Raw genomic sequence first — 13,622 nt, forward strand, 5'->3', positions numbered from 1 at the left:
TCTTTTTAATCGATCGTACCTTGCATAAAAAAGTGCCATATATTAAAAGTCCTGTTCAGAAACCTTTCTGAACAGGACTTTTAATATATGAATCGTTTTGTGAATAGATATGATGCTGCTTATCTTTTGTCCGTCAGGTCGTCGACATCTCTTGTATCGGCACCGGTACGTGTATCAGCATCTACAGTTTTGTTCTTTGTGGAACCTTTGGTAGGGTCAACCGTATCATCTCGATCGGAAACACCGGCGGTTCTCGCGTCAGCGCCTTTTGTAGTGTCGGTCGCATCAGTTGCGCCAGTAGTACCGGTCGCACCAGTAGTACCTGTACCTGTTGTACCTGTATCCGTCGTGCCCGTAGTACTTGTAGCTGCCGTTCTATTGGAACGATCTGCGATCTCATGATGGTCGTTGATGAGACCAAAGAATTTTAAGGAGTACAGTGCTGCCAAACCAACCAGGATATAAACTATTTTGGCCCCGATGTCTTCCTGGCTTCCGAAGATTGATGCCACAAGGTCGAATTCGAACAGCCCTACAAGCAGCCAGTTCAATCCACCTATGATCACGAGTGCCAAAGCAATCATGTCCAATGCTTTCATAAAGTCTCCTCCTTGTTATTTCATGCTACTGAAAGTATTCCCTTATAAAAAAGGGCTAAACGTAAAATGCATATATTTTTAAGGATCGAGGACAGAAAGCACCCATCTCCTCCAGTCTTTTCATTTATGGTTGAAAAGATGTAAAAGCCTTGTTATCCATTGACTCGGTCAGTGATTTATGGAACTCTTAAAGAAATGAATGTTTAAAAAGGGAAAGGGGTTTATATATGTTTGAAATAACGGGTACGTTGATTATAGTCATTGCGATTGTGGCCGTGCTGCTGATTGCCGCTGTCGGCTGGTATCTATTCATGAAAGCGAGATACCGGACGGTGCCTTCCAACGAAGCGTTGATTGTTACAGGTCCGAATCTTGGGGATGAGACGAAGGAGACCAACATCTATAAAGATGATCAGGGCCGCTACATGAAAGTCATCCGTGGCGGCGGTCACAGATTGAAACTGTTCCAGACGGGGACCCGGGTGTCACTGAAGTCATTCCAGCTGCAGATATCGACACCTAAGGTCTACACATTGGAAGGTGTCGGCATTTACGGCCAGGCCGTGGCAACGGTCAAAGTCGCGGATGATCTCGACGGCATAGTGAAATATGCAGAGCAGTTCCTGGGCAAAGACCAGGAGGATATCGAACATGAGATTTCCGAGGTCCTGAACTCGAACCTCCGTGCGATTTTGTCCAAGATGACGGTCGAGCAGATCAATAAGGACCGTGAGAGCTTCAATGAGCAGGTGCGTGAAATCGCTCAGGACCAGCTGAACAGGATGGGATTCAAAATCACATCACTCGGCTTATCCGATCTCCGGGATGATGAGAATTATCTTGAAAATCTCGGGCGTCCGCAAATTGCGCGGGTGAAGAAAGAAGCGGAAATCGCAGAGTCCGAAAACAGACGTGAAACGGAAATCCAGCAGGCGAAAGATAATGAAGACATCTCCAATGAACAGTACAAGCGGGAGATGAACATCGCAGAAAGCCGTAAAGAGAAGGATTTGAAAGATGCGAGGATCCTGGCGGAGACCGAGAAGGAAAATGCCGCTGCAAGGGCTGCAGGTCAGCTTGAAGAGGAAGAACGCCGCCTGGAAGTCGAAAGGCAGCGTCTTGAAATCCGCGAACAGGAGAAACAGAATGATTTGAAACTCCGTCAGCTGGAGCGTGAAAACGACGTCGAGCTGGAACGCCAGCAGGTCGCGATCAGAAGGCAGCAGGCTGAGGCGGATTACTATGCACAGACCAAAGAGGCCGAGGCGAGGGCTGAAGCCCGCATGGCCGAAGGTAAGGCTGAGGCGGAAGTCATCCGGGAGAAGAGCCTTGCGGAAGCTGAAGCGATCGAGCGCCGTGCCAAGGCGATGGCTGAACATAAGGACGTCATCATTCTTGAACAGCTGATCGAAATCATGCCTGAGTTCGCAAGAGCCGTGAGCGACTCCTTAAGCAATGTCGAATCCATCCGAATCCTGGACAGCGGTAAAGGTGAACAGATGAGTTCGCTGCCGAACACGGTCACGGGTACAATGGCAAAGCTGCAGGAAAGCATGGGGCAGATGACAGGGTTCGATCTGGAAGGGTTCCTGAACAATTTATCCGCTTCTGCAGGGGAGCAGAGTGAAGCGGAATACAGGGAAATCGAGGAAGATGAACCGACACCACATGATCCATCCACTTCCGAAGACGAAAGTGCCGATGAGTCCGGGGGCACGGAAGACGGCCTGGAGCCGCCCGCTGAAGACCGTCCGGACAGCGATCCGGTCGATGATTATTATGAGGATTATAAAGGTTACTAAGAAAATGACTCTGCGGAGTCATTTTTTTATTGCCGTATAACCGGGGCGAGCATTTACAGGCCGTAAATTTCCCCTCGGAAGCTGAATGACGTACACTGATAGAAAGAAAAAAGCAGGAGTGAACGCATAATGAAACAGTATTACAGCGATGTCATCCAATTCAGGGGCACGCATTATGACTTCGGATATCACCAGGGGATGATGCTGAAAGATTCGCCCATATTGACGAACCGTGAGCGCCAGTGGAAACCCCGGCAGCACCGGCACTTCATAATTGATGAGGATGAATTCACCGGAGTCATGAAAAAATTCTCCCCGTTGTTGTTGGAGGAGATCGAAGGTCTTGCTGATGCGCTGGAGATGGAGGCACCCGATGCGATCCGCCAGTTCGGCGGGTATTATCTTGAATATGTCACGAGCGGCTGTTCGATTTATACAGGTGATGATTTCATGGTCCGCAATTACGACAGCCATCCGAAAGGTTATGAAGGCCGGTACATGTTCTATCAGCCGACCGACGGCGGATATGCGGTGATCGGTCCTTCGATGCAGATCACGGGAAGGATCGACGGCATGAACGAAAAAGGTCTTGTCCTGGGTTATAATTTCACCCACAGCAAGAAATCGGATGATGGCTTCATTTGTAACATGATCGGCCGGCTGATCCTTGAAAACTGTGCAGATGTCGATGAAGCGGTGGAAATGCTGAAGGATATTCCGCACAGGCATTCATTCAGCTACCCCGTCATGGATACGAGCGGCAGGTCATATGTTGTCGAAGCGTCCCCGAGGAAGGTCGTGGTGAGGGCAGCGAATGTATGCACGAATCATTTTCATATATTGAACGAGGAAAACCGCTACCGCCAGGAGGAGACACGGGGACGTGAAGAAAGGATCGAGACCCGCCAACAGGGTGCGGACAATGCTTATGAGTCATATAAGGTGATGAACGATCCGGCACACGGTATATTTTCAAACAAATATGATGCCTCGGCCGGAACCATCCACACTTCAGTTTATTTTCCGGAAGAACTGAAGGCATGGTTTGCCATGGGACCGGGCCGCGCACCGGTCATCTTCGATTTCGGCAAATGGCTCGCCGGCGATGATGTGTATGTGAAACAGATTAAAGGCCTGCTCGAATTCGACCGCCCGTTCGTGAATATGGAAGACATGACCCGTGAAAGCAGGGTGCTGGGATAACTCTTCCTATGCCGTTGATTAATCCGGCCCCTTATGGGGAACACTTAATTAACGCATTTCAAGATAGGAGTGGTTGGTTAATGACAAAAACCGTTGGAGAATTTCTATTCGATCATTTGAAGGCGGAGGGCATCACCGAAATTTTCGGTGTGCCGGGAGATTTCAACTTTTCCCTGCTCGATACACTGGAAGATTACGATGGCATCGATCTGATCGATAATCGAAATGAGCTGAACGCGGGTTATGCAGCAGATGGATATGCACAGGTGAAGGGCCTTGCGGCACTGATCACGACTTTTGGGGTCGGTGAATTGAGTGCTTCGAACGCCATCGCCGGAGCATACAGTGAGAACATCCCATTGGTACACATTGCAGGTTCCCCGGATCTCGATGCGCAGGAGGCTGGAGATCATGTCCATCACACATTGATGGACGGTAATTTTGAAGTGTTCAGGCATATGTATGAACACATCACTGCCTATGCCGTCAAAGTGACGAAGGAGAATGCAGGCACCGAGATTCCAAAAGCGATCCGCATCGCAAAAAAGAAGAAGAAACCGGTCTATCTGGATTTTCCGATCGATCAGGTGACTGAACCGGTTGGAGAGGTGAAAGCTGCCGAAGCAGTAGAGGAGACAGATGAAAAGAGTCTTGAAGCGGCTGTGGATCGAGCGAAGGTGCAGCTGGAAGAGGCGGATCAACCAGTGATGCTTGTCGACTTCAACACATTGCGCTTTCATCTCGAGCCGGAGGTGCAATCGCTTGCCGAGGCGCTCAATGTGCCGGTGGCACAGATGATGCAGGGGAAGGGTGGTTTCAATGAACAGCATCCCCAGTACATCGGCATGTACGGCGGCGCCTTCGGCGATCCTGAAGTGCAGAAGAGCGTCGAGGCAGCCGACTGCATCATTGCAGTCGGTATGCTCTGGTCCGACTTCAACCTTTCAAAATATACTGCAAAACTCGACACCGAAAAGATGATCATCATCCATCCACATTCAGTCGAGGTCGCGGGTGAGAAGTATGAAGGCATCCATGCAGCAGATGCACTGGAAGCACTTCAGAAATCCGGAAACCGGAGAGAAGGGGAAGTGGAGACGCCGCCTTCCATCTATGATGATACAGCCGGCGGACCGGAAGAGGAAATTGCGGCGGAGTCTTATTACCCGCGCTTCCAAAGGATGCTTAAAAAGAATGATATACTCGTCGTTGATACAGGGACGCTTTCTTACGGCATGAGCCAGGTGAAGCTGCCCGAAGGCACAACGTTCATATCCCATGGTGCATGGCAGAGCATCGGTTATGGCACACCGGCGGCACTCGGAGCCTCGGTGGCGGCTAGGGACCGCCGTGTACTGCTGTTCATCGGGGAGGGTGCCTTCCAGTTCACGGCCCAGGAGCTGAGCACCATCATTGAAAAAGGCTATAAGCCCGTCATATTCCTGTTGAACAACCAGGGCTATACGATTGAACGGTATTTGAACACGGACAGGCCTTATGCAGAGTATAATGATGTGCCCGTGTGGGATTACATGTCGCTGGTCGATACTTTCTCCAGTGTCACGGAAGTGTTCAAAGCCCGGGTGACTACAAACGGAGCGCTGGAGGAGGCGATTGAAAATGCGGAAGACTTTAATGGGCCTAGTGTCATAGAACTCTTCGTCACGGATCCGATGGATGCGCCGCTTTATCTGCATAATTTAAGGGAACACGCAAAAGATGATTAAAAGTCCGTTGAATGAGAAAAAAACACCCTTTGAAAAAAGGGTGTTTTTTAGTATTTTCTTTAGACAGAAGAGCACAAGTTATTTGATGATCATGACAGGCGTGTTGACGCGTTTTGCCACTTTATGTGTGACATGCCCCAGTACATGCTTGAGTTCCATTTTGGCACGCTTGTTGCTCATGATGACGACTTCATACTCATTTTCCTTGATTTCATTCAACAGTTCGTTGATGACCCGCCCTGATCTTATAACGATTTCATAATTCAATCCCAGTTCGTCAAGCTGGTCGGTGAAAGGCTTGAGTTCCTCAACTTTACCTTTTTCGATGTCATCAAAATGTTTACCGTGATATTTCACATTATCCGCCATTTCATTTTCCGAGATGACATGGAATATGGTGATGACAGCATTTGGATTTTTATTGGTCAGTTTCACCAACTGTTCCGGGACGTTGGTGAAAGTGTTGCCAAAATCATACGGCAGCAAAATTTTTCCGTACATAAGCCCACATCCTTTCAAGTCTTTAAATATTGATAAAAAGAAATTATCATTTTTCATGTTATTATGCCATTCATTATATTAGATTTCCATTTAAAAGGGGTGTAAAACATCAATCGAATATAAAAAGGGTACTGTGCTTAACATCCCAATGCTTTTGTCCATTGCAGGGGAGAGTGAACTTCAGGGCATCCCCGGGTCACCTGATGACCTGGTTGCCGCCCTGACGCTGGGCTGCGACCAACTTCTCCGTGACCGTCTGGAGCAGTTCGCTGACCGTTTCACCGGGTATGTACGCCGCGACGCCGCCGCTGACCGTAATGTCCCGGGGCACTTCGAATACGGTGGTCATGACCGTCTCACGTATTTCTTCAGCCATTGCATAAGCTTCTTCCTCACGCACATCATCAAGCAGGATCATAAAGACCGTTTCCCGGTAGCGCCCCGCGAAATGATTCCCGCCGGCTGCACTCCGGATGATGCCACCTGCGGTCTTTAAAATGTTTTCGCTCATCACGACGCCGAGCTCCTCTTCATATTTTGCATAATCGTCAATACGAAGAACGATGATGGACTGGGGATCTTCCCTCTCCTTGAGGTAGGACAGCTCCAGAAGCACGCTCTGCCGAGCATACAGGGAAGTCAGGGCATCCATCCTCATCTGGCTCCTCAGTTTGCTGTTCTTCCTCTTCAGCTGCGCTTTTTCCTGCTCCTCCTCAGTCACGTCGAACACGATGCCTTTTAGGAAAAGAGGTGCGCCGTCCTCCGTCCGTTCCGTGACCTTCCCACGGTCCTGGTAGACTTTCCATGAACCGTCCTTCGCCCGGATGCGGTACCTCACTTCCCAGACCGGTATTTTGCCTTCGAGGTGGTCCCGCATCATCTGCATGACGGGTTCGTAATCGTCCGGATGCAGTTTTTCCGTGAAAAATTCATAGGCCACCTTCTCCGGCAGCTCTTCTTTCGTATAGCCGAGCGCCGTGGCCTTCATCGGGTTGTATGTCACTTCATTGACCGTGAAATCCCAGAACCACTGTCCCAGGTTGCCCGTCCATCCGAACTCCAGCCTCTCCGTCTCATGGAATGTATCCAGCAGCTCCTTGTTCAACCTTTTCAATGAATCGATTTCTTTGATCAATTCTTCTCTTGAGTACTCTGTGTCGCTTTGCATCATGTGCCTCCTGTGGAATTTTATGTCTCTTCAGTTTAATCTACTTGCGAAAGACATTCAATTGCGGGGACTGGTAAATCGGTATATATAGTGCCATTCATTAAGAATGGATGATCATTCGGGGAGCATGAAAATCGATATATACCTTTACTCGCTTTAGTAAGGAATTATAGAATGATTCATGATTATAAGAATGAAATGGCTCATCATGAAATGAAGGTTATTCAGAATTGTATGCACCTTGTTGTTTTTAAGTTTCCTGGAGGGTGTCCATATATTCAACACGGACCAGAGGATCATAATGCAAAATGAAACCTCTCACCAAAAGATTTCTATGTAAAAAGTCAGCCCGAACCTTTAAAGAGGCCGGGCTGTCATCAATCATCTCTTAAAGTCTTATCTTGAATGTCAGGTTATAATATGGCTATGCCGTATATAAGCGCGATGACACCTATTGCCAAAGCGACGCCATTAAGTGCTTTCTGAGGGGAGAACAGACCGAGGATCCCAAGGATGATCGCTGCGATACCGAGGAAAACCGGCTGCCAGAAGAAACCGATCAAACCGAGGATGATACCAATCCATCCGACCCACAGTCCTGTCGTGTTGTTCAGACTGTTTTCTGATTGTCTTTCAGTATGTTCACTCATGAATTTACCACCTTTCCATTGAAATAGTTTCAGGAGGAAGACGTCCAGGGGGTGATCTGAATGATCGCCTTCCTTTGTCTTTCTTTCTACTTATAAATTAACCATTACCGGCATATGCCTAACAAACGTATCGGAGAAGGTGTGCAGATTTGAATACATTCAGATTAGATTTGTCGGGATTCGGGAACAGGATGGATGAATTGTCATATGAAAAACAGGAATTCAATTGTTTGGACGATACCGGGAGGGAAATGCATGACAGAACAGAAAAATGCACGGCCGCTGTTGATAGAAAGTTTTAAAATGTTGCTTCCGCAATATCCGTTTGAAAAAATCACCGTACAGATGATTGCTGAAAATGCCGGTGTGAAGCGGGCGACATTCTACAATCATTTTCTGGACAAATACGAATTGTTTTCAGTGATCCTTGAAGAGGAGCTTTTCCAGGCAATACATACGATGATGGAGGCGGATATGGAAAGGGAATCGCTGAAGATGATCTTCAGCTATTTTGAAAAGAACCGGGATTTTTATGCGCAGGCATTCCAGGTGCACGGACAGAATTCCTTCGAAGCGGTCCTCAGGGACAAGATGCAGCTGTTCTACAATAAAGTGTACGATAAGCACGGTTTGAACCTTGATGAGAATTTATCTGCACTCACACAGACAGTGGTTGAGATGTACCATGCTTCAGGGCTCGTCTATATTCTCGAGAAATGGATCACAGAGGAGCCGGCCACCCCGGCCGGTGAAGTATTTGAAGCCTATGTCTACCTGATATCCAACTCCATATTGGATCTGACATCGGATGGGTGAATGCCGTTTAAATTTTCATGGACTGATGGTACAGTGGATATAATACTTGTAAAGGAAGATGACTATGGGTTTATATGAATACCGCACCACGGTGCCTGAATCCTGGCTCGATTACAACGGCCATATGAATGACGGCCAGTACAGCCGCGCCTTCAGCGACGCCGGGCTTGAATGGATGAAACATCTCGGACTTGATGGGGAGAAGGTCAAGGCATTGTCTTTCACCACTTTCACCCTGGAGAATCATATCGTTTATCAGAAAGAAGTGTTTGCGGGTGAAGAAATCACGATCAAAATCAGGATTTACGACTTTGATGCCAAGAGGATGCATGTCTTCATGAGCCTCCATAATGAAGAGGGGACGCAGTGTGCCACTTATGAAGTGATGTATATGGGCATGGATACTGAAACCGGCCGGCCGGGTGAGTTCCCGGAAGTGCTTGATCAGGCTGTCAAAGCGTATTATGACGGCCAGGGGGCCATGGAAACACCGAAGGAAATCGGACGTATGATTGGTATCAGAAGATGAAGAAGACTGCCGGCTTAAGAACCGGCAGTCTAATTTTTTGTATTAAATCTTTGGCGAAGGATTTTATTGACTTCTGACATAAAAATATCCGCCCACCGGCAACGCGCGGGAGCGGAGTATGGGGCTATTTTTTGAACAGGCGGGAAAACGCAGCCGGTGCTTTTGATTCGAATCGCACATATTCATCTGTCGCCGGGTGTTTGAATTCAAGGGCCTGTGCATGGAGTCCCATCCTTTTGATGGGGTTGGTCTGTGCGCCGTATTTCTTATCACGGACGATTGGGTGGCCGATATCCTGCATGTGCACACGGACCTGATTTTTACGCCCGGTTTCCAGGTTCACCTGCAGCAGCGAAAAATGGTTGTTGGATCTCAGCACTTTATAATGTGTGATGGCTTTTTTTCCTTTTTCAGGGTTCTGGCTGGAGCGCATGATCAGTGCCTTGTTTTCCGAGAGCCATGAAGTGACCGTGCCCCCTTTTTCGACTTTGCCTTCCACGAGTGCGATATACGTGCGTTCTGACACGATGCTGCCCCAGTCGTTCTGCAGCTTCTGCTGGACCTGCTTATTTTTTGCGAAGATCATCACCCCGGAAGTGTCCCGGTCCAGACGATGGACGACAAAAATGCGGTTTTTAGGATGGACCTTCTGTAAATAATCAGACAGCTGACGGTAGGCGGTCATCTGATTTTCCTTTTCAGATGCGATGGACAGGATACCCGCTTCTTTATCGATCACGATGATGTCCTGATCTTCATGCAGGATTTTAAGGCCTCTGATCTTTGCATCATGCTTTCCGGTGCGCGTCTCCATCTCGACACGGTCACCCGGTTTGAGTGCATCGTCAAACTGGGTCGTTGTTTCGCCGTTTACACTGATCTGGCCACGGCTCAGAATACCTTTTACTGCTTTCCGGCTGCGTGAGGGCATCTTTTCAAACAAATATTCGAGCAATGCCGCAGGTTCTTCCACTGTCCATTCCGCTTCAGGCTTATTTATAACGTTTCTTTTTTTCATTCCTACTTCCTCCATATCGATTTTCCTTCAAATACCGGTTTCCTTCACAAGAGAAAGCGTTCAATACTTCCACAGTCGGTCATGATATTATAATTCAATTCTACTATACTAGGGACCTCGATTACTAATTGAACTTATTTCATGAACTCCTTCAGTCCATCTTCGGTGATTTCCCGGAGCTTTTGCCTCGATTCTGGCTCGTATGCCTGCATCAATACTTTTGAACGGTTTTTCCCGTCATAAAACTCACCCGTCACATCTTCCAAATCTGCAGAAGCTGCAAGAAATGCGAGTGCCTCCTGTCCCTGTGCCACCGAAGACTGCGAACTGCCGAAATGTTCATCGACCATATTCGTGTCCATCAGTGTCGCAGGGTGGAGGGCATTGACGGATATTCCTTCATCATTCAATTCTTCAGCAAGGTCGAAAGTGAACATGATCAACGCCAGTTTACTGCGTGCATATGCAAGAAAGCCGTCATAACTCTTTTCCGTATTCAAATCATCAAAATCCAGCTCGGCCTGCCCGATGGAAGCGACATTTACGATTCTGGCATCCTTTTTCAATAAAGGGAGCAATTTTCTTGTGAACAATACCTGCGCGAGGTAGTTGACCGCCCAGATTAGTTCAAAGCCATCCTCGCTTGTATTGCGCGCACTGCCGGACTTCGGTCCGCCGCCGATGCCTGCGTTGTTGATCAGGACATCAATCTGCTTTCCACCGGAACGTATATCTTCGGCTGCCCGGCTGACGGACCGGAGGGAGGAGAAGTCCCCGTTGTAATACTCCAGCTCTTCATTACCGGTTGCCTCTTTTATATCCTCAAGCGTACGTCTTCCTTTATCTTCGTTTCTGCCATGCAGGAGCACTTCCGCACCTTTTCCTGCAAACCATTCCGCTGCCGCCTTACCGAGACCGTCTGTCGATCCGGTGATCAGCACTGTACATTCAGATAAACGTTTCATAAGCCCCTCCTTCTTATGATGGTGTATGATGCCTCATACTTGCGGCTGCCGGCTGATATAGCTCACGAGTACCGGTTGTTCATCCGCCACAATACTTTTGAAGAATTCATATGCATATCCGTCCGTCGTGTCCACTTCCAGATTGATCTGTTCAAAATCCTTTTCCAGCAGGTGAAGCAATGTATCTTTGAACGTTGAGATGAGACTTTGCTTTGCTTCCGTATCTGCATAATAACAATAACCGACATCCACTGATGCTTCATCATTCTCATACATCAGCATATAAGCGGTAATTTTTCCGGTTTCATCATAAATCACTATAGAATTTTTAAAATCCAACTCATCAGTGATGAGGCCCTCCCATCCGGCAAGGCTCATCTCCCTTAATGGAATTAATTGATGGACGGATTCGTACACTTTCTTAGAAATGTCGAGCAGCTCGCCGGTCATTTCGAAATTCTTCTCAGTCACTTCCCCTCCCGCTTCATCACCATCGAAATGACTGAACATTTCAGTGATGTCCACTTCAAGCTCGTAAGTCTCTCTGAACTTCTCAAAGCCGTGTTCATCAATGAGCTTTTCATATAACCCGTGCCTGCAGTGGACCTCCAGGATGATGTCGGAGAGAGGAAGGGTCGACTTCAATTTTTCATACATATCAACTACAGTTTCAGGTTTTATACTCTTATCCAGCACGGCAAACCTCAAGTAAAGTGTTGAAGGGTGGTAGGGATTCAGTGAGTAATACAGATAGGAGAGTATTTCATCTTCCGCCTCGCATATCACACCGTGTCCGGATGCAGGGTAGTTGGGGATCATATTTTTATCCTGCAGATGCGCAGCGATGTCTTTATGCAGTGTGATTTCCATGGTGTCCTCCATCTTTTGAATTTATGATTTTATTATAAAGTATCATACCCGGACTTTATAGCAATTAATTATACATTGGAAGGTGAGCAGCGGAGTGGAATATCCATGGCCCATGGCCGCCGAAGCAGGACTGACTTGAAATCCTCAGGCGACCAAATGACAAGCAGACCTGTCCAAGGTCTGTTTTCAATTCGGATCCCACCCACGTCCACCCATAACGCCTGCAAATCATTCGACAACTCGATCAGGTTGTGATCCGGGTCCCTTATATACAGTGATATGATCTTCCCGCCGGCGCCTGTCCTGTTGATCGGGCCAATCTCGATTTCGATACCATGCAGCTCCAGGTGGTTGACTGCATCTTGAAGGGACTTTTCGGTAATGAAGCATACATCCGCAGAACCTGTTGCAGGCGACGCAGCCCGAGGTTCTATCATGGAATCTTCCTGGTGGAGATTTATCTTCTGGCTGCCGAACTTCAAAGCGGTCCTGTCTTCACCAAATCTTACCAACCTCCATGCCCAAAACATCCCTGTAGAATTTTGAAGTTTGCTCGATACTTGAGACGGTCATCACCATATGGTCGATTTTTTTGATCATCATATTCAGTTCCCCCTCAGGATTTGACTCATACAACACTATTGACCAGTGCCATAAATGGTCTCCACCTCTCTCACGATCTCCCTGAAAATTTCCGCAGCCTCCCCCTCACGGGCGAGCCTCAAGCCCTGGCCGCTCCAGAGGTGCAGCAGGTCGCTTCTTCCGGCCTTCGCCGCCTCACTCCGCATCTTTTTCGTTGTCTGGTTCTGGAATGGATAAGGGAGTATTTCGTCCTGAAACGCCTCCATATCAGCCATGAAGTCATTCCTTATGCCTCTTGCATATTTTCCGCTGAAGGCCCGTGTCAGTACCGTCCCGGATTCTTCTCCGGCAAGTATCGCATCCTTATGGATGCGGGGTGCGGCACTTTCTTTTGTTGTGAGGAATGCCGTGCCGAGCTGTGCAGCCGATGCTCCCAGGATAAGGCTCGCATAGACGCCGCGGCCGTCCATGATGCCGCCTGCCGCGATGACGGGTATATCCACCGCATTGGCCGCCTGCGGTACGAGTGCCATCGTGCCGACAGTGGAGGTAAGAGCATCATTTAAAAATGAGCCCCTGTGGCCGCCGGCTTCATATCCCTGCATGACGACCATATCCATGCATTCATCAGCGTTCATCACCGCTTCTTCAACCGTGGTGGCGCAGCCGATGAGGGTGACGCCCGCTGCTTTAAGTTTCCTGATAGTTGAAGTCTCCGGTATGCCGAAAGTGAAACTGCATATTTTCACACCGGACTCGGCAATGACGTCGACAAGGTGGTCGAAATCATCATCATGTTTGAGTTCCGGTTCATCCTGGGTGATTCCCAGATTTTCATGATAAGGTGCGAGCACTTCCTTCATACGATGGATTTCGGTGTTGGTGACTTCATTGTATTCCGGCACGAACAGATTCACTGCAAAGGGTTTATCCGTAAGTGCCCGTGTGCTTCTGATATCTTCACGCAGTTTTTCCGGAGTGTAATAGCCTGCACCGATGCTGCCGAGTCCCCCCTGATTGGAGACTGCTGCAACAAGTTCAGGCGTGGTCGAGCCTGCCATGGGTGCCTGGATGATCGGATACCGGATGTCCAATTGTCTTGTCACTTCGGTCTGGTGCCACATATTTTCCACCTCTTCATTGAGTCGTGAATGTAATAATGCACTTCAATTCTAACATTTTACCGGGATTT

15 protein-coding genes are annotated in these 13,622 nt (G+C 48.2%); 5 read left to right on the forward strand and 10 right to left on the reverse strand.

Annotated features, from left to right (window positions below; translation table 11 throughout):
• Positions 1–119: 119 nt before the first annotated feature.
• A complete protein-coding gene (locus BUA12_RS13305; protein WP_084669804.1) occupies positions 120–599 on the reverse strand; it encodes a DUF378 domain-containing protein in 480 nt (159 codons plus the stop codon).
• Between the two features lie 227 nt (positions 600–826).
• On the opposite strand from BUA12_RS13305, the gene BUA12_RS01155 reads away from it, so the two are divergent.
• From BUA12_RS01155 to BUA12_RS01165, 3 genes are all read left to right on the forward strand, one after another.
• Positions 827–2,401 carry a flotillin family protein gene (locus BUA12_RS01155; RefSeq protein WP_072707512.1) on the forward strand — a complete coding sequence of 525 codons (1,575 nt, stop codon included), beginning with the start codon at positions 827–829 and terminating at the stop codon, positions 2,399–2,401.
• A gap of 129 nt (positions 2,402–2,530) precedes the next feature.
• Positions 2,531–3,604, forward strand: coding sequence for a C45 family autoproteolytic acyltransferase/hydrolase (locus BUA12_RS01160; RefSeq protein ID WP_072707515.1), 1,074 nt, complete (start codon positions 2,531–2,533; stop codon positions 3,602–3,604).
• Positions 3,605–3,684: 80 nt separating this feature from the next.
• On the forward strand, positions 3,685–5,331 hold the full coding sequence (locus tag BUA12_RS01165) for an alpha-keto acid decarboxylase family protein (RefSeq protein WP_072707517.1): 1,647 nt from the start codon (positions 3,685–3,687) through the stop codon (positions 5,329–5,331).
• A gap of 78 nt (positions 5,332–5,409) precedes the next feature.
• On the opposite strand, the gene BUA12_RS01170 is transcribed toward BUA12_RS01165, so the two are convergent.
• The 3 genes from BUA12_RS01170 to BUA12_RS01180 form a co-directional block, all read right to left on the reverse strand.
• On the reverse strand, positions 5,410–5,832 hold the full coding sequence (locus BUA12_RS01170; protein ID WP_072707519.1) for a universal stress protein: 423 nt from the start codon (positions 5,830–5,832) through the stop codon (positions 5,410–5,412).
• A gap of 196 nt (positions 5,833–6,028) precedes the next feature.
• Positions 6,029–7,000 (reverse strand): sensor domain-containing diguanylate cyclase, encoded by a 972-nt coding sequence (locus BUA12_RS01175; protein ID WP_072707521.1) that lies wholly within the window; start codon positions 6,998–7,000, stop codon positions 6,029–6,031.
• A gap of 413 nt (positions 7,001–7,413) precedes the next feature.
• On the reverse strand, positions 7,414–7,650 hold the full coding sequence (locus BUA12_RS01180) for a C4-dicarboxylate ABC transporter (RefSeq protein ID WP_072707523.1): 237 nt from the start codon (positions 7,648–7,650) through the stop codon (positions 7,414–7,416).
• Between the two features lie 255 nt (positions 7,651–7,905).
• Between BUA12_RS01180 and BUA12_RS01185 the strand changes: the two genes are divergently transcribed.
• Positions 7,906–8,466 carry a TetR/AcrR family transcriptional regulator C-terminal domain-containing protein gene (locus tag BUA12_RS01185; protein WP_072707525.1) on the forward strand — a complete coding sequence of 187 codons (561 nt, stop codon included), beginning with the start codon at positions 7,906–7,908 and terminating at the stop codon, positions 8,464–8,466.
• A 64-nt stretch (positions 8,467–8,530) separates the two neighbouring features.
• The gene (locus BUA12_RS01190) at positions 8,531–8,995 is read left to right on the forward strand and encodes a thioesterase family protein (protein WP_072707527.1); all 465 of its coding nucleotides are present in this window, start codon (positions 8,531–8,533) and stop codon (positions 8,993–8,995) included.
• A 124-nt stretch (positions 8,996–9,119) separates the two neighbouring features.
• Here BUA12_RS01190 and BUA12_RS01195 read toward each other — a convergent pair whose 3' ends face one another.
• The 6 genes from BUA12_RS01195 to BUA12_RS01215 form a co-directional block, all read right to left on the reverse strand.
• Positions 9,120–10,013, reverse strand: coding sequence for an RluA family pseudouridine synthase (locus BUA12_RS01195; protein WP_072707529.1), 894 nt, complete (start codon positions 10,011–10,013; stop codon positions 9,120–9,122).
• A gap of 134 nt (positions 10,014–10,147) precedes the next feature.
• On the reverse strand, positions 10,148–10,978 hold the full coding sequence (locus BUA12_RS01200; protein WP_072707531.1) for an SDR family NAD(P)-dependent oxidoreductase: 831 nt from the start codon (positions 10,976–10,978) through the stop codon (positions 10,148–10,150).
• A 33-nt stretch (positions 10,979–11,011) separates the two neighbouring features.
• Complete coding sequence (locus tag BUA12_RS01205; protein WP_072707533.1) at positions 11,012–11,848, reverse strand: hypothetical protein; 837 nt, start codon at positions 11,846–11,848, stop codon at positions 11,012–11,014.
• A gap of 68 nt (positions 11,849–11,916) precedes the next feature.
• The gene (locus BUA12_RS13260; protein WP_143146058.1) at positions 11,917–12,360 is read right to left on the reverse strand and encodes a VOC family protein; all 444 of its coding nucleotides are present in this window, start codon (positions 12,358–12,360) and stop codon (positions 11,917–11,919) included.
• Positions 12,344–12,451 (reverse strand): VOC family protein, encoded by a 108-nt coding sequence (locus tag BUA12_RS13265; protein WP_331463066.1) that lies wholly within the window; start codon positions 12,449–12,451, stop codon positions 12,344–12,346. The genes BUA12_RS13260 and BUA12_RS13265 overlap by 17 nt, the downstream gene beginning before the upstream one ends.
• 35 nt (positions 12,452–12,486) lie before the next feature.
• Positions 12,487–13,554 (reverse strand): NAD(P)H-dependent flavin oxidoreductase, encoded by a 1,068-nt coding sequence (locus BUA12_RS01215; RefSeq protein ID WP_072707536.1) that lies wholly within the window; start codon positions 13,552–13,554, stop codon positions 12,487–12,489.
• Between the last annotated feature and the right edge of the window lie 68 nt (positions 13,555–13,622).

Origin of the sequence: Lacicoccus alkaliphilus DSM 16010, from assembly GCF_900142805.1 — a bacterium.
Lineage (GTDB): Bacteria > Bacillota > Bacilli > Staphylococcales > Salinicoccaceae > Lacicoccus > Lacicoccus alkaliphilus.